Here is a 16314-nt window from a genome sequence, read left to right as displayed (position 1 = left end):
AAATTCAGGATGACGACCTGCGAAGAACGCAGTCACAGGTATTACCCTTCCAACCCCTCCAACAGTTCATTTAATCCGGCCTGTGTAGTCTGCGTTTTATCTTTAGCGTACCAGCCGTGAAGTTTTTCTGCCAAAATTGGCATTTCAGTACTTTCTTTTCTCCACTCTTTTAAAAGCTCCTGCAAAATTTGTGGCCTTGGGCCCCAGGTTCCTAAAACCTGATCTGCTGATTCGTTTAACACAATTAAAACCGGAATAGCTCTTCCACCATTGGTTAAATGCGCATCAATTAAGGGCAAATTTTTATCTCTAAGCACAAATTTCAGATCAATTTTACCTAATGACGCAGTCGCGATTTTATTGAACACCGGAACAATCTGGGCAGCATCGCCACACCAGCCTTCGGTAATCACTAAAAATTTATAATTTTCTTTAAGATGATCAATGGTCGAAGTCAACTCATCGGTTAAGCTAACTGTTTTATCCACGCGATTCATCCTTTGCACATTCATTTTAGTATAGTGCAAATCGTAAGTTACATCACCAGTAGCCTTTCCCTCTAATAGAAGTTGATCAATCAATGCACGATAGGTTTGATAATCCATTCCTTGTGTGCTGAAAATTTCGCTGTAATTAACCATGATGTTTAAAATTATGTCGCAAAGGAAAGGAGAAATTCAATGAAAATAATCACGGATTTGCAAGAATCGCTTCGCGGATTTAAACCTCCATCAACTTACTCACATGCTGCGTTAAAGCCACAAAATCTGCAACAGTTAACTGCTCTGCGCGTTTCTCAAAATAAATATGATCGTCCATTTTATCCTTAGGCATCACCGCAGAAACAGCATTACGCAAAGTTTTTCTCCGCTGGTTAAAACCCGCCTTAACCACCCGCCAGAATAATTTTTCATCACAGTCTAAAGTCTCCACTTCGTTTCTGGTTAAACGGATTACTGCAGAGTGTACTTTTGGAGGTGGATTAAAAGTACCCGGCTTAACCGTAAACAGGTATTCGATTTTATAATAGGCCTGAAGAAATACACTCAGAATTCCATAATCCTTACTTCCAGCAGGTGAAGCACAACGTTGGGCAACTTCTTTCTGAAACATCCCAACCATTTCTACAACCTTGTTGCGGTTATCTAAAATCTTAAATAAAATCTGCGAAGATATATTGTATGGAAAATTACCAATAATGGCAAATTGACCTGGAAAAATAGCATTCAAATCGAGTTTCAAAAAATCGCCATTAATCAATCGATCGCCAAGCTGGGGATACTTTTCATTTAAAAAATGGAAAGACTCGGTATCGATATCGATAAGATAAGTTTCTAAGTCTTTACGCTGCAGCAAAAAATCAGATAGAATTCCCATCCCTGGCCCTACCTCTAAAACCTGATTGTATTTATCGGTATTTACCAATGCCTCTACAATGCGGTTGGCAATGCTTTTATCGGTTAAAAAATGTTGGCCTAAATGTTTTTTCGCTTTTACTAAACTCATCTTTTCTTTTTATTTTGCCACGGAGGCACAGAAATCGCAGAAAAATTTTATCGAAGAATGAGATTATCCTATTTCTTTTCCGTGTAAACCGTGTTTCTGTGGCTACTCTATTTTGTACAAAATAACTAATTTTTATCCGGTAAGCACCTGTTTAAACGAAAATCAGTAATTTGCGCTAAAATTTTCCAGTAATTATGAGCGATAAACTTAAAATTGGCATCAGTATAGGCGACGTAAACGGCATAGGTTTAGAGGTAATCATTAAAACATTATCTAATCCTGCCATTTTAAATTATTGCACACCGATTGTTTATGGCCATACCAAGGTTTCATCTTTTCATAGAAAAGCAAATAACCTGGGCGATTTTAGTTTTAATGTAGTTAGCCATGCCAACCAGGCACAGCCAAAAAAGGCAAACATGATTAATTGCTGGGAAGAGGATGTGAAAATCGAATTGGGGCAGGTTACGGCAACAGGCGGAAAATATGCACTTTTATCACTTGAGCGTGCAACAGCCGATCTGGTAAATGGCGATATCGATGCACTGGTTACTGCTCCGATCAATAAACATAACATTCAATCAGAAACTTTTGCTTTTCCCGGCCATACCGAATACCTGCAGGAAAAAAGTGGCAGTAAAGATGTGCTGATGTTTTTGATCAGCGAAAATTTACGCGTAGGTGTAGTTACTGGTCACATTCCGGTGAAAGATGTTCCAACCTCGATTACAAAAGAGAAAATTATCGGTAAGCTAAAACTGATTAACGAAAGCCTGAAAAAAGATTTTTGGATCGAAAAACCAAAAATTGCCGTTTTAGGCTTAAACCCACATGCCAGCGATAATGGTTTATTGGGTGCCGAAGAGGCTGAAATTATTACACCGGCTATTCAGGAAGCCTACGATAAAGGTATTGTTTGTTTTGGCCCATACCCTGCTGATGGCTTTTTCGGCAATGGTAGCTACAAACAGTTTGATGCCGTTTTGGCCATGTACCATGACCAGGGCTTAATTCCTTTCAAAACATTAGCTTTCCATAATGGCGTAAATTATACCGCCGGTTTAAACTTCGTGCGTACTTCTCCCGATCATGGAACGGGCTACGATATTGCGGGTAAAGACCTGGCTGATTCTACTTCATTTACCGAAGCACTGTTTTCGGCCATCCATATTGTAAAAAAACGTAGGGAGCAAGAAGAAATGCTGGGCAATCAGTTGCGTACAGGTGGAAAAGTGGTTGAAACGCAGTTTGATATTAAAGATGATGCTTCTTAAAAGTAGAAAGACTAAAGCTGAAAGACCAAAGTTTTATTAAACTCAGATCTGTAAGGCAGCTTAGGTGGTCATTTTTTTTTTTGCAAAGCATGGTCTTGTGTTTCATAGGTTCCGAAAGTCCTGCTATGCGTTCCAATCTTTTTGTGATTTTCATACTGAGCTTGTCGAAGCACCATATCAAAAAATATTTCCACTACTATCAGGTTTATTTTAGGTAAAATTGTGCATCAAATTCAAAATGAGCGGCACTAAAAAACCCAATTACATTCTTCCCACAATTGTTATTGCACAGTTTCTCTGTACATCGCTGTGGTTTGCTGGCAATGCGGTATTACCAGATTTTGTTAAAAGCTTCCCAACAGAAACAAATCTATTGGCCAACCTCACCAGCATGGTACAGTTTGGTTTCATCAGCGGAACATTAGTTTTCGCTTTTTTTGCCATTTCCGATATTTTTTCACCCTCAAAAGTGTTCTTTATCTGCGGAATTGCAGCTGCCTTGTTTAATCTGGGCATTTGTTTAGAACTAGCCGATGTCCGTTTATTGTTGCTTTTTCGCTTTTTAACTGGTTTTATGTTGGCTGGAATTTATCCTGTCGGCATGAAAATAGCATCCGATTACTTTAAAGATGGGCTAGGGAAATCGTTGGGTTTTTTAGTTGGTGCTTTGGTTTTCGGCACTGCCTTCCCTCATCTATTAAAAACATTTACAGCAAATTTTCCCTGGCACTACGTAATCTTTGCTACTTCGGGATTATCTCTGATTGGTGCAATTGCTATTTTATGGTTTGTGCCAAACGGTCCATTTAGAACTGCCGGACAGAAATTCGATTTCCGCTCTTGTTTTAATGGCTTTAAAAATCCTGATTTTCGATCTGCTGCTTTCGGCTATTTCGGGCACATGTGGGAACTTTATACCTTTTGGGCTTTTTTACCCGGCATGCTGTTGCTTTACAATACTAAACATGCACATGCAACTTTAAATATACCGCTGTTTTCGTTCTTAATTATCGCATCGGGAGGTTTATCTTGCATGATCGGCGGTTTGCTCTCACAAAAATTTGGTGCAAAACGGATTGCCACCATTGCGCTGTCCATTTCGGGCTTATGCTGCCTGCTCTCGCCGCTTTTCCTATTCTGCGGCTCGATATATCCTTTTCTTGTATTTTTATTTTGCTGGGGCTTGTCTGGCACGGCCGATTCGCCCTTGTTTTCTTCTTTAATTGCCAAACATGCCCCCCAAAGCCTGCGGGGAACTTCGTTAACACTGGTAAATTGTATCGGCTTTGCCATTACGATTATTAGCATCCAGGTGATTAATCTTTTGGCAAAAGAAATGAATTCGCATTATCTTTATATGGTTTTGGCTGTTGGTCCAGTTTTGGGGCTATGGGCACTTATAAGAAAAACAACTTAAAATGCGCCTATTTGGGATTATATTAATTGTAATAAGAGTTTTGATGGGGTTTTCGCTATGATGCCTTTTTCTTATCGCCACGAAATAGACACTAAAGTTAGTAAGACTGGAGAATATTCTTTTATATGGCTTCCAATATTAATTACTGGAATTATAATTACATTAGTTATCCCTAAAAAACATAGATGAACACAAAATTATCACCCATTATAAAACCAGCAGAATTAACCTGGTTAAACCAAGACGATGAAATCGTAATTATCGATGCCAGTGCCGGATCAAAAGCAAGATATGACGAGCAACACCTTGCTGGTGCGCTCTTTGCTGATGTAAATAACGATTTAGCCAACATTGGCGATTTTGCCATTGGCGGAAGGCATCCCTTACCAACATTCGACCAGTTTTCTGCTGTTTTACAGCGACTTGGCATCACAAAAGACAGCCATGTGATTGTTTACGATGATAAAAACGGCGGTAACGCCGCTGCGAGGCTGTGGTGGATGCTAAAAGCAATCGGTCATGAAAAAATACAGGTAATTGATGGAGGCTTTCAGGCGGCTGTTAAAGCAGGTTTTCCGACTACAGATAAAGTAGAAATTCCAAAATCTGTCGAAAAATACGAAATCACAGCATGGAACTTACCGTTATCAGATATCAATGAGGTAGAAAAAGTTGCCAAAACCGACGATTATATTGTGATTGACGTGCGCGATGCCAACCGTTTTGCAGGCCTTACCGAACCTATCGATTTAATTGCAGGGCATATCCCTGGTGCGGCAAATATTCCATATACCGAAAATTTGGATGCTACGGGTGCTTTCCTGGCCCCTGAAATATTGAAAGAAAAATATGCTGAAGCTTTGGCCCACGTTAAACCCGAAAACGTAATTGTACATTGTGGCTCGGGCATTACCGCCTGCCATACGCTATTAGCTATGGATTATGCCGGTTTACCCATCCCTAAGCTTTATGTTGGTTCCTGGAGCGAGTGGAGCAGAAATAACAAGGAAATGGTATTGGCAGACTAACCTTCTTACATACCTTACAGGTTTCAGAAACCTGTAAGGTCTTTCAGTATTTCGATTAACATTCTGAAAACCTGTCCGATTAACATCAACAATTTTTAAAAAACATTTTTAATCTAATTATTTTATCCCTACATTTGCAGGCTAAAATTTTACAGTACTTTGAACCCACTAAAACAATTTTCATTACCGTTTACCGGATTAAAATTGGGAACTCATCAGTTTGATTATGAGCTTGATGACGCCTTTTTTAATGCATTTGAGTATTCGTTAATTAAAAGTGGAAATTTAAAAGTAGACCTGGAACTTGAGAAACAAGAGACCATGTTGCTTCTAAAATTCAAAGTTATTGGCACAGTTAATTTAGATTGCGATAAATGTTTATCTGAGTTTTCGTTACCTGTAAATCTTTATGAAAGGCAGATTGTAAAGTTTGCTGAAGATGAACTGGAGAGCGATGACGAAGAAATTATTTCGCTAAGCCGTAAAGATACCGAGATTGATATATCGGGTCCTCTATACGAAATGATTAATGTAGCGGTACCTTATATCAAAAACTGCGAGCAGGCAGATAAAGATTGCGATCAGGAGATGATTGACCGTTTAAATCAATTATCGATCGAAAAGCAGGCTGAAGAAAATGAACAAACAAGCGACCCACGTTGGGAAGCCCTTAATAAGTTAAAAAAATAATTAGATTATACACCAATGGCACATCCAAAACGGAAAATCTCGAAACAGAGAAAAAATAAAAGAAGAACACACTATAAAGCGGTTACTCCTTCTTTAGCAACATGCTCGGCAACAGGTGCTATTCACGTACCTCACCGTGCTTACAACGTTGATGGTAACTTATACTACAACGGCAAACTGGTTATCGAAAATACTCAGATAGGGTAATTTTCTTAAAAAATTGTTTGTGTTTTCAGCGGCTTTAGTCATACCTTAGTCAACTGAAAAATTCAGGATTACACCTGACTTAACACAAACAGATTTTTTCTATGAAAATAGGCCTCGACATAATGGGCGGAGACTATGCTCCCAAAGCAATTGTTTTGGGAGCAATAGCTGCTCATCAATCGCTTAACGCTGGAGAGCATTTAGTTCTTATTGGCGATACCGAACAGATTAAACCCATTCTTGCAGAAGAAGGTTTTAATCCAGATCATTTTGAATACGTTCATACTGATGAAGTAATTGGTATGGGCGAACATCCCACCAAAGCAATCGTTCAGAAACCAAATTCGAGCATAGCAGTTGGTTTTAACCTTTTAAAAGAAGGCAAAATCGATTCTTTCGCAAGTGCTGGTAACTCTGGAGCCATGTTGGTTGGCGCAGTTTTTAGCGTTAAAACCATTCCGGGCATTATCCGCCCTTGTTTATGTACAATTCTTCCAAAAATTAAAGGTGGTACTGGCTTACTGTTAGATGTAGGTGCTAATGCCGACTGCAAACCCGATATTTTATTACAATTTGGTGTTTTAGGCAGTTTATATGCAGAAAATCTTTTGCAGATAAATGATCCGAAAGTTGCCCTGATAAATATTGGCGAAGAAGATGAGAAAGGAAATATGCTAAGCATGGCTACTTTTCCGTTAATGAAAGAAACCAACCTTTTCAACTTTGTGGGCAATGTGGAAGGACGAGATTTATTTAACGATAAAGCCGATGTAATTGTGTGCGATGGTTTTACCGGAAATATAATGCTAAAATTAGCAGAATCGTTTTACGTACTTACCATCAAAAAGGGACTTAAAGATGAGTTCTTCGATCGTTTTAATTATGAACAATACGGTGGAAGTCCGGTTCTAGGCGTTAACGCTCCCGTTGTTATCGGACATGGAATTTCTAGTCCGCTAGCTGTTAAAAATATGGTTCTACAATCCAGAGAAATGATCACTACAGGATTGGTAGAAAAGATTAGAATGGCATTTAAATAATTTATTAAAATTCTTAAAATGAGTAAAATTCACGCTGCTATTACAGCAGTAAATGGTTACGTTCCCGACTATGTGCTTACAAACGCAGAGTTAGAAACCATGGTTGATACTTCGGATGAATGGATTACCAGCAGAACGGGAATTAAAGAACGTAGAATTTTAAAGGGAGAAGGTTTAGGTACTTCCGATATGGCTGTTCATGCCGTAAATGGTTTACTTAAAAAGAGGGGAATTGATGCAAAAGAAATTGAACTGATTATCTTTTGCACCACTACTCCAGATTTCACTTTCCCTGCAACAGCAAACGTTTTAGCTGATAAAATCGGTGCTACAAATGCCTGGGGTTACGATTTACAGGCCGCTTGTTCTGGCTTTCTTTTCGGGCTTTCTACCGGTGCATCATTTATCGAGTCAGGAAGACACAAAAAAGTTTTAGTTGTTGGCGGCGATAAAATGTCATCAATCATCAACTACGAAGACCGTACAACCTGTATCATTTTTGGTGATGGTTGCGGTTGTGCTTTATTAGAGCCAAATGAAGAAGGTTTCGGTATTCAGGATTCCATCCTGAGAACAGATGGTTCGGGAAGAGATTTCCTGGGCATGAAAGCAGGTGGTTCGGTTATGCCGGCAACACACGAAACTGTTGACGCAAGACTACATTTTGCACACCAGGAAGGCCCAACAGTATTCAAATTTGCAGTAACCAATATGGCCGATGTTGCTGCCGAAATTATGGAACGCAACAGCTTAACCGCTAATGATGTTGCATGGTTAGTACCTCATCAGGCCAACAAACGCATTATCGATGCCACTGCAAACCGTATGGGTGTTACTACCGATAAAGTAATGATCAACATCGAACGTTACGGAAATACAACCAACGGAACAATTCCTTTATGTTTATGGGAATGGGAAAGCAGACTGAAAAAAGGCGATAACATCGTTTTAGCTGCATTTGGTGGTGGTTTTACCTGGGGTTCGGTATACCTTAAATGGGCTTACGACTCTGAGTAATTGAGTTGGGAGCTTGGAGCTCGGAGTTAATCAGCTGCTTAATTAAGCACATCACCATTAACGATGAGCCATTAAACCATCAACCTTAAGCGGTTGCAAAGAAAAATAAAACAAAAAAAGTATAACTTAGTTAATTCAATAAACACTATTTTTTACATAACTAGCCTAAAAAATGGATATCAAACAAATACAGGAACTGATTAAATTTGTTTCTCGTTCTGGAGTAAATGAAGTTGCTATTGAGCAGGAAAACTTCAAAATCACGATCAAAACAAACCAAGCACCAACAGTTGTGCATGCTACCGTACCACAGGCTCCGCTTGTACAGGCTGCTGCCCCTGTTGCTACAGCTCCTACTGCTCCAAACGCAGCAACACCTGCTGTACCGGCTGCAGAAGACACCTCAAAATACATTACGATTAAATCGCCAATGATCGGTACGTTCTACCGTTCAGCTAGCCCAGACAAGCCAATGTTTGTTAATGTTGGCGACGAAATTAGCACTGGTAAAGTAGTTTGTATTATTGAGGCAATGAAACTTTTCAACGAGATTGAAAGCGAAGTTTCTGGCCGTATCGTTAAAATCCTGGTTGATAATGCATCACCGGTAGAATACGATCAACCGTTATTTTTAGTAGAACCTATTTAGAAGCCGATTTCACAGATTAATTTGATTTCACAGATTTGTGATGATACCGACCAAATCGGTGTAATCCTTAAAATCAGTGCAATCCTAAATTAAAAATTATGTTTAAAAAAATACTAATTGCCAACAGGGGTGAAATCGCTTTGCGTATTATCCGTACCTGTAAGGAAATGGGCATCAAAACGGTTGCTGTTTACTCTACCGCAGATCGCGAAAGTTTACACGTACGTTTTGCTGATGAGGCTGTTTGTATTGGCCCCCCTCCTAGTAAAGATTCATATTTAAATATTCCAAATATTATCTCGGCAGCAGAATTAACCAATGCCGATGCCATACACCCAGGTTATGGTTTCTTATCAGAAAATGCTAAGTTTTCTAACATCTGCCGCGAGTACAACATCAAATTTATTGGTGCAACTCCAGAGCAGATCAATGGCATGGGCGATAAAGCCTCTGCAAAAGAAACCATGAAAATTGCCGGTGTACCAACCATTCCAGGGTCTGAAGGTTTGCTTACCAGCGTTAAAGAAGGTATTGCAATTGCGAATGAAATGGGCTACCCTGTTATTCTAAAAGCAACCGCCGGTGGTGGTGGCCGTGGTATGCGGGTAGTTTGGAAAGATGAAGATTTCGAAAATGCATGGGATAGTGCCCGTCAGGAATCTGGTGCAGCTTTTGGTAACGATGGTTTATATTTAGAAAAATATATCGAAGATCCACGTCACATCGAGATCCAGATTATCGGAGATCAGTTTGGCAAAGCATGTCACTTATCAGAACGCGATTGTTCTATTCAACGCCGTCACCAGAAATTGGTAGAGGAATCTCCCTCTCCTTTTATGACAGATGAACTCCGTGTAAGAATGGGCGAAGCAGCTATTAAAGGTGCGATGGCCGTAAATTACGAAGGAGCAGGAACAATTGAATTCCTGGTTGATAAACACCGTAACTTCTACTTTATGGAAATGAACACCCGTATCCAGGTAGAGCATCCGGTTACGGAAGAAGTAATCAACTTCGATTTAATCAAAGAACAGATTAAAGTTGCTGCCGGAATTCCAATTTCGGGTAAAAACTACTTCCCTGATATGCACGCAATCGAGTGCCGTATCAATGCAGAAGATCCAGCAAATAACTTCCGTCCATCACCAGGACGGATCACCAATTTCCACTCTCCGGGTGGCCATGGTGTTCGCGTTGATACGCACGTTTATGCAGGATATTCAATTCCTTCTAACTACGATTCGATGATTGCTAAATTAATCTGTGTGGCACAAACACGCGAAGAGGCAATCTGTACCATGGAGCGGGCTTTAGGCGAATTTGTAATTGAAGGTGTAAAAACAACTATTCCATTCCATCTTCAGTTGATGAAAGATCCAAACTTTAGGGCGGGAAATTTCACTACGAAATTTATGGAAACGTTCGAGTTTTCTGAATAATAAAGCATTTCTATACTTAATATACGAAGAGGCTATTCAAATAATTTGGATAGCCTTTTTCATTGTTTTAGATTCAGTTACTGTGAGATAAATACCTGATAATTAATATTTACCGAACGGTGTAGCGTTTAATTAACCTCATACGTTTAATATTAAAACACTCCAACTATGAAAAAAAGTCTAATTAACGCACTACTCTTCCTACTTGTTTTCGCTGCATTTACAGGATGCAAAAAAGACGAGTATGAAATGATAAAGATTGTAAAAATGATTTCGGTTCAGCAAATGAGGGCTTTACCTGTAGGTATGACAAAAGCTATTCCTGCCAAAAAAACCGGAAAAATATACATTTATAACGATTATCTTTTCATTAATGAACCAAATGAAGGTATTCATATCTACAACAATGCTAATCCAGGTGCTCCCATAAACGTGGGTTTTCTACAAATTCCGGGAAACGTAGATTTAGCGATCCACAACAATATCCTTTACGCCGACAATTTTATTGATTTGCTGGCTTTTGATATCTCAAACATGAACAACATCAAACAGGCAAAAAGAGTAACCGATGTTTTCAATCAGTTCTATTTGCCAGGTGCGCAAAAGTATCTTTACACCTATAAAGATACCCTGGTAAAGAAACAAACTTACAAAGGGGTAATTAATGATCTCGCTTATTCGAACAACTCTTCTTCTGGGCAAGGTGGCTCGATGGCCAGATTTACCTTAATGAACGACTATTTATATACTGTTGGCACGAATAATTTAAGTCTGTTTGACGTTAAAACTGCATCGAACCCAACTTTTTTAAAGGCTATTCCTTTAGGTTGGGGTGTCGAAACCATCTTTCCATACGAGAATAAATTATTTATAGGTACCAATAGAGGTATGCACATTTTTAGTGCTACCGATCCGGCTAATCCCGTACAACTATCTACTTACAGCCATATTTTTGCCTGCGACCCTGTTGTTGTACAAGGCAAATATGCTTACGTTACCTTACGCACAGGCAATATGTGCATGCAAGCAAGCAATCAGTTGGAAGTTGTAGATATAGAAGATCCCACCAAACCGAAACAGATTGCAGTTTATGCTATGCAAAATCCACACGGTCTAAGCACCAGTGGCGATAATCTGTTTCTCTGTGAAGGCAATTATGGAATAAAGAGCTTCAATATTACCGATAAAACCAAAATAGGCAACAACATGTTGCAGCATTTGAATAATATTAAAAGCTTTGATGTTATTGCAGGCCCTAAATCTTTAATCGTTACAGGAGACGATGGGGTATATCAATTTAATTATAACAACGCCGCAAATTTAAAGCAACTGAGTATAATTAAAGGGCAACGTTAAAAGCTCCTTTTGTAGCATCTTTCTATTTTTGCAGTCATTTCTCATAATAATATAAACTATTTCTATATTTAACACGTAAATACCATTCTATTCAAATAGAATGGTATTTTTGTTTTCAACATGAGCGACACTAAAAAAACTTCACTAACAAAAGCTATCGGACAAAAGAGCACCACATTAGAGGCAGAAATGTCTTTTTTTGATCATCTGGATGTTCTCCGTAAACATTTAATCAGGGCCGTAATTGCCATTGCCGTTTTTACCGGTATTGCTTTTTACTTCAACGAATTCATTTTAGATAAAATCATATTTGGTCCAAAAAAGCCAGATTTCTGGACTTACAGGATGATGTGCAAACTGGTAGAAAAATTCCCTTCACTTGGTGCAGATATGTGCATCACCAAAATTAATGGAGAGATTATCAACACCGAAATGGCCGGTCAGTTTAACCTGCAATTAAATGTTTGTGTAATGTGCGGTATTGTAGTTGGTTTTCCTTATTTATTATGGGAAATCTGGCGTTTTATTAAACCGGCATTACACGAAAATGAGCGTAAATCGGCAAGTGGCTTCGTTTTCTTCGCTTCTGTACTTTTCATTATTGGTATATTTTTTGGCTACTTTGTGGTATGCCCATTATCGGTTAACTTTTTAACAGGTTACACCGTTAGTGCCGAAATTAAAAATACATTCACAGTTGATTCGTATCTATCATCTGTAGCAACTTTAACTTTAGGCACAGGGATTATCTTCGAACTTCCGGTTATTATTTTCGTACTGTCGAAACTTGGATTGATGACACCAAAGCTGATGAGATCGAGCAGAAGGTATGCCGCGGTTATTATCTTAATTATTGCAGCTATTGTTACCCCAACACCTGATATTATGACGATGCTAATTGTAGCTACGCCATTGTTCTTGCTTTATGAGCTCAGCATTTTTGTTTCGGCTTACATAGAAAAAAAGAAGAAAAAGGCTGATGCTGCTTTCTACGCTAACTAACAAAAACATTACGAATAGATTTTATAATTCTCTATAAATTTGACAATGTCTGATACAAAAATTAAAATTGCTATTGGAGCGGATCACGCTGGGTTTGAATACAAAGAAATACTAAAAGTTTTTTTACAGGATTACGAAGTAAAAGATTTTGGTACTTACTCAGAAAATTCTGTTGATTATCCAGATTTCGCCCATCCGGTTGCTGCTGCTGTAGAAAATGGAGAATTTACTTATGGGATTTTACTTTGTGGATCGGCAAACGGTGTAGCCATCACCGCAAACAAACATCAGCATATCAGAGCAGGTTTGTGCTGGGAGAATGAAGTTGCTTCTTTAGTCCGCAAGCACAATAACGCAAACGTTTTGTGTATACCTGCCAGATTTGTTTCGGAAGAACTGGCTAAAGAGATTACCACAACCTTTTTAACAACTGAATTTGAGGGCGGGCGTCACCAAAACAGGGTTGAAAAGATTTCGTGCTAACAAAAAAATAACTAACTATTATCATAATGAACAAAAAGTTTTTAACCCTTGGTTTGGTATCACTTGTTACGGCAAGTTGCTTTAGCCAAATAAAGCCCCTTATACCGAATAAGGATGCGATCAAATTTAGCAAAGCCATTAATCCTGAAAATGCCTACAAACACCTTTCTGTATTGGCTTCTGATGAATATGAAGGCCGCGAAACAGGCACAAAAGGCGCTTGGATGGCTGCTGATTATATCCGCGATTATTTCAAATCTTTAGGCTTAAAAGCGCCTGTAAATGGCAGCTATTTCCAAAAAATCGATTTGGTTAACGTTACCTTAAAAGAAAGCCATTTAACGGTTAACGGTCAACCTAAAGAATATCAGAAAGATTATTTGGTATCTCCCAGCTTAATCAGCGATCAAGGTTTTACTTTCTCAGCCAACGAACTTGTATTTATTGGTTATGGTTTAAAGAAAGACAACTATAACGATTTTACAGGTACCGATATTAAAGGAAAAGTAGTTGTCATGTTTAATGGCGGAGATCCAACCGTAAAACCGGGTACAAAAATTGATAGAGCAGCTTATCGTGCTACGCTTGAAGCAAGGGCAAAGTATTTTGTAGAAAATAATGTAAAAGCAATTATCCTGATCGATCCAGCAGTTGATAGAATAACCGAAAACACCAAGCAAACCCTTAAAAATGGTAGGGTAATGGTAAAAACCAATGCTGCTATCGAAGCGCAAAAGCAAAACAATATTCCACGCATTTCGATATCTGTTGTTTTGGCAAACGAGCTGCTAAAGGCCTCAAACACTACTGTGGCTGATCTACAAAAGAAAATAGTAGATAGTCAGGCTCCTGCGTCGCAAGTATTAAATGTGCCTTTCTCTGCAAGTGCTGCAAAAACAGAAACACCAGTTAGATGTGAGAACGTTCTGGGTTATTTAGAAGGTTCTGATCCGGCACTTAAAAAAGAAGTATTAATTCTTACAGGTCACTATGACCATATTGGGTTGGAAACAGATCCAAATGCAAAAGATAAAGTGAACAACGGAGCGGACGATGACGGATCGGGAACTACGGGCGTTTTATTAATGGCAAAAGCATTTACTGATGCTAAAAAAGCCGGAAAAGGCGCTAAGCGTAGCATCCTTTTCATGACTGTTGTTGGTGAGGAAAAAGGACTTTGGGGTTCTGAATGGTACTCGGAGCATCCTGTTTTCCCTGTCGAAAATACCATTGCTGATCTAAATACCGATATGATTGGCCGTACTGGCGAAGAATATTTAGGTAAAGCAGATTCGGCAAATTACATTTACTCTGTAGGTTCGAGAATGTTGAGTAGTGATTTGGCTAACTTAAGTGAGCGAGTTAACGCAACCTATACCAAAATGAAACTGGATTATAAATATGATGATCCAAAAGATCCTGAGCAGATTTATTACCGTTCAGATCATTATAACTTTGCTAAATTGGGTATTCCGATCATCTTCTATTATGACGGCATGTTACAACAAGACTACCATAAACCTGGTGATGAAGTAAGCAAAATTAACTTCCCACTTTTGGCCAAAAGAGCAAAATTAACCTACTTTACCGCATGGGAATTGGCCAACAGCGCAAAACGCCCGGCAGTAGATATGGATGGAAAAGGAAATCCAAAGAAATAATCATTCAAAATGCTTAGCCTCGACAAAATGTCGGGGCTTTTTTATGCACAATACCTTTTCGCACCTGCATAAATTCCTATCTTTGATGTTATAACGAAGTAGCTAAAAACTAAAATCAGTTAATATTCGTTACCTATTACAAAATAACTATTGATGAATATTGCCGAGGAATTTTTAGAGAAATCTGACGAGAAAGCTTTCGATCTACCGCATCGTAAAACCATAAATTATAATATTGGGAAATACAATGCAGCTGTTGAACGGGGCTTATCAAAATTCGAAAATTTAGAGGCATCCAAAAAAAAAGCACACGTAATTAAATGGCGTGTGATGGAAAACCTTGATAAATTCTTGCCAGAATTCGAATCAAATTTCCAACGCCGCGGCGGTAAGGTAATCTGGGCCAATGATACCGAAGAAGCCCAGCAGGAAATCCTCAACATCATCAAAAGAAACAACGGCAAAACGGTTATCAAATCAAAATCGATGACCACCGAGGAAATCCACTTAAACGATTTCCTGGAAAAGAACAACATCGAATCTTTAGAAAGTGATCTGGGCGAATACATTGTTCAACTACTTGGGCAGGCTCCCTACCATATTGTTACCCCGGCCATGCACCTAAGTGCAACAGATATAGCGCAGTTATTTCATGATAAATTTGGCACACCTATCGATGCCACTCCTCCGCAGCTGGTACAAAAAGCAAGAGAATTACTCCGCGATAAATACCTGAATGCCGACATCGGTATAAGCGGTGGAAATTTTTTAATTGCCGATACCGGAAGTATTGCACTAACAGAAAACGAAGGCAATGCTCGTTTAAGTACTACTTTCCCTAAAATCCACATTGCTATAGTAGGTATCGAAAAAGTAATTCCTTCTATGGCTGATCTTGATCTGTTCTGGCCTTTACTGGCATCGCACGGAACGGGGCAAAACTTAACGGTTTATAATACCATTTTAAGTGGTCCACGCCAACCTAATGAAACAGATGGGCCAGAGGAAATGTATGTGATTTTGCTGGATAATGGCCGCACCAATTTATTGGCACAAAAAGACCAGAGACAGGGCTTGTACTGCATCCGTTGTGGTGCATGCTTAAATGCTTGTCCGGTTTATAAAAATATCGGCGGACATACTTATAATACAACCTATAGTGGACCTATCGGCTCGGTAATTACGCCTCATTTAAAGGGCATGGAAGAGTTTAAACACCTAAGCTATGCTTCCAGTCTTTGCGGTAAGTGTTCAGAAGTGTGCCCGGTAAAAATCGATATCCATAAAATGCTCTTACTTAACCGTAGAGATGCCGCCGCAGGGCATGAGAACGGCAAAAAAGAGGAAATTGGCTGGAGCATGTTTAACAGAATGATGCAAAAACGCAAATGGATGGATTTCTTTGGCGGGAAGTTTAAAAACTTTATGCTCAAAAGATTTTTCAAAAAGAGCTGGGGCAAATACCGGGAGATGCCTAAAGTTGCCGATAAATCTTTTGCTAAACAATGGGAAGAACTGAAAAAAAATAAGGAGTCTTAAATCAGG

Annotated in this window: 16 protein-coding genes; 14 read left to right on the top strand and 2 right to left on the bottom strand. The window is 39.0% G+C overall.

What is annotated here, in order from left to right:
* Window positions 1-41: 41 nt before the first annotated feature.
* Window positions 42-641 carry a thioredoxin family protein gene (locus LQ227_RS10890; RefSeq protein ID WP_230144393.1) on the bottom strand — a complete coding sequence of 200 codons (600 nt, stop codon included), beginning with the start codon at window positions 639-641 and terminating at the stop codon, window positions 42-44.
* 79 nt (window positions 642-720) lie between these two features.
* A complete protein-coding gene (gene rsmA, locus LQ227_RS10885; RefSeq protein WP_230144392.1) occupies window positions 721-1506 on the bottom strand; it encodes a 16S rRNA (adenine(1518)-N(6)/adenine(1519)-N(6))-dimethyltransferase RsmA in 786 nt (261 codons plus the stop codon).
* 194 nt (window positions 1507-1700) lie between these two features.
* Between rsmA and pdxA the strand changes: the two genes are divergently transcribed.
* From pdxA to LQ227_RS10815, 14 genes are all read left to right on the top strand, one after another.
* A complete protein-coding gene (gene pdxA, locus LQ227_RS10880) occupies window positions 1701-2780 on the top strand; it encodes a 4-hydroxythreonine-4-phosphate dehydrogenase PdxA (protein WP_230144391.1) in 1080 nt (359 codons plus the stop codon).
* A gap of 238 nt (window positions 2781-3018) precedes the next feature.
* A complete protein-coding gene (locus LQ227_RS10875; RefSeq protein ID WP_230144390.1) occupies window positions 3019-4197 on the top strand; it encodes a nitrate/nitrite transporter in 1179 nt (392 codons plus the stop codon).
* 185 nt (window positions 4198-4382) lie between these two features.
* Window positions 4383-5225, top strand: coding sequence for a sulfurtransferase (locus tag LQ227_RS10870; RefSeq protein WP_230144389.1), 843 nt, complete (start codon window positions 4383-4385; stop codon window positions 5223-5225).
* Between the two features lie 159 nt (window positions 5226-5384).
* Window positions 5385-5915, top strand: coding sequence for a DUF177 domain-containing protein (locus tag LQ227_RS10865; RefSeq protein WP_230144388.1), 531 nt, complete (start codon window positions 5385-5387; stop codon window positions 5913-5915).
* 15 nt (window positions 5916-5930) lie between these two features.
* Entirely contained in the window at window positions 5931-6122 is a 192-nt protein-coding gene (rpmF, locus tag LQ227_RS10860; protein WP_025143959.1) for a 50S ribosomal protein L32, read from the top strand.
* Window positions 6123-6223: 101 nt separating this feature from the next.
* Entirely contained in the window at window positions 6224-7162 is a 939-nt protein-coding gene (gene plsX, locus LQ227_RS10855) for a phosphate acyltransferase PlsX (RefSeq protein WP_029274150.1), read from the top strand.
* 18 nt (window positions 7163-7180) lie between these two features.
* Window positions 7181-8179, top strand: coding sequence for a beta-ketoacyl-ACP synthase III (locus LQ227_RS10850; RefSeq protein ID WP_230149351.1), 999 nt, complete (start codon window positions 7181-7183; stop codon window positions 8177-8179).
* 172 nt (window positions 8180-8351) lie between these two features.
* A complete protein-coding gene (accB, locus tag LQ227_RS10845) occupies window positions 8352-8828 on the top strand; it encodes an acetyl-CoA carboxylase biotin carboxyl carrier protein (RefSeq protein ID WP_029274148.1) in 477 nt (158 codons plus the stop codon).
* A 98-nt stretch (window positions 8829-8926) separates the two neighbouring features.
* Window positions 8927-10267: an acetyl-CoA carboxylase biotin carboxylase subunit gene (gene accC, locus LQ227_RS10840; RefSeq protein ID WP_029274147.1), complete on the top strand. Its 1341-nt coding sequence runs from the start codon at window positions 8927-8929 to the stop codon at window positions 10265-10267.
* Between the two features lie 168 nt (window positions 10268-10435).
* Complete coding sequence (locus tag LQ227_RS10835; RefSeq protein WP_230149349.1) at window positions 10436-11623, top strand: LVIVD repeat-containing protein; 1188 nt, start codon at window positions 10436-10438, stop codon at window positions 11621-11623.
* A gap of 120 nt (window positions 11624-11743) precedes the next feature.
* Complete coding sequence (gene tatC, locus LQ227_RS10830; protein WP_057931792.1) at window positions 11744-12625, top strand: twin-arginine translocase subunit TatC; 882 nt, start codon at window positions 11744-11746, stop codon at window positions 12623-12625.
* Between the two features lie 45 nt (window positions 12626-12670).
* Window positions 12671-13108, top strand: a complete 438-nt coding sequence (gene rpiB / locus LQ227_RS10825) for a ribose 5-phosphate isomerase B (RefSeq protein WP_230149346.1) — start codon at window positions 12671-12673, stop codon at window positions 13106-13108.
* Between the two features lie 26 nt (window positions 13109-13134).
* Window positions 13135-14769, top strand: a complete 1635-nt coding sequence (locus tag LQ227_RS10820) for a M28 family peptidase (RefSeq protein ID WP_230149344.1) — start codon at window positions 13135-13137, stop codon at window positions 14767-14769.
* A 153-nt stretch (window positions 14770-14922) separates the two neighbouring features.
* Entirely contained in the window at window positions 14923-16308 is a 1386-nt protein-coding gene (locus tag LQ227_RS10815) for a LutB/LldF family L-lactate oxidation iron-sulfur protein (RefSeq protein ID WP_371824742.1), read from the top strand.
* Window positions 16309-16314 lie beyond the last annotated feature (6 nt).

The sequence above is a fragment of the Pedobacter sp. Bi27 genome (assembly GCF_918698255.1).
Lineage (GTDB): Bacteria > Bacteroidota > Bacteroidia > Sphingobacteriales > Sphingobacteriaceae > Pedobacter.
The sequence above is the reverse complement of the archived record's forward strand: the minus strand, read 5'-3'. Positions and strand labels throughout refer to the sequence as shown.

What these genes read in the sequence shown, in the direction of transcription:
- pdxA (WP_230144391.1), top strand. Translation starts at nt 1,701, where the DNA reads ATGAGCGATAAACTTAAAATTGGCATCAGTATAGGCGACGTAAACGGC.
- LQ227_RS10875 (WP_230144390.1), top strand. Translation starts at nt 3,019, where the DNA reads ATGAGCGGCACTAAAAAACCCAATTACATTCTTCCCACAATTGTTATT.
- LQ227_RS10835 (WP_230149349.1), top strand. Translation starts at nt 10,436, where the DNA reads ATGAAAAAAAGTCTAATTAACGCACTACTCTTCCTACTTGTTTTCGCT.
- accB (WP_029274148.1), top strand. Translation starts at nt 8,352, where the DNA reads ATGGATATCAAACAAATACAGGAACTGATTAAATTTGTTTCTCGTTCT.
- accC (WP_029274147.1), top strand. Translation starts at nt 8,927, where the DNA reads ATGTTTAAAAAAATACTAATTGCCAACAGGGGTGAAATCGCTTTGCGT.
- rsmA (WP_230144392.1), bottom strand. Translation starts at nt 1,506, where the DNA reads ATGAGTTTAGTAAAAGCGAAAAAACATTTAGGCCAACATTTTTTAACC.
- rpiB (WP_230149346.1), top strand. Translation starts at nt 12,671, where the DNA reads ATGTCTGATACAAAAATTAAAATTGCTATTGGAGCGGATCACGCTGGG.
- LQ227_RS10870 (WP_230144389.1), top strand. Translation starts at nt 4,383, where the DNA reads ATGAACACAAAATTATCACCCATTATAAAACCAGCAGAATTAACCTGG.
- plsX (WP_029274150.1), top strand. Translation starts at nt 6,224, where the DNA reads ATGAAAATAGGCCTCGACATAATGGGCGGAGACTATGCTCCCAAAGCA.
- LQ227_RS10815 (WP_371824742.1), top strand. Translation starts at nt 14,923, where the DNA reads ATGAATATTGCCGAGGAATTTTTAGAGAAATCTGACGAGAAAGCTTTC.
- rpmF (WP_025143959.1), top strand. Translation starts at nt 5,931, where the DNA reads ATGGCACATCCAAAACGGAAAATCTCGAAACAGAGAAAAAATAAAAGA.
- LQ227_RS10820 (WP_230149344.1), top strand. Translation starts at nt 13,135, where the DNA reads ATGAACAAAAAGTTTTTAACCCTTGGTTTGGTATCACTTGTTACGGCA.
- LQ227_RS10850 (WP_230149351.1), top strand. Translation starts at nt 7,181, where the DNA reads ATGAGTAAAATTCACGCTGCTATTACAGCAGTAAATGGTTACGTTCCC.
- LQ227_RS10890 (WP_230144393.1), bottom strand. Translation starts at nt 641, where the DNA reads ATGGTTAATTACAGCGAAATTTTCAGCACACAAGGAATGGATTATCAA.
- tatC (WP_057931792.1), top strand. Translation starts at nt 11,744, where the DNA reads ATGAGCGACACTAAAAAAACTTCACTAACAAAAGCTATCGGACAAAAG.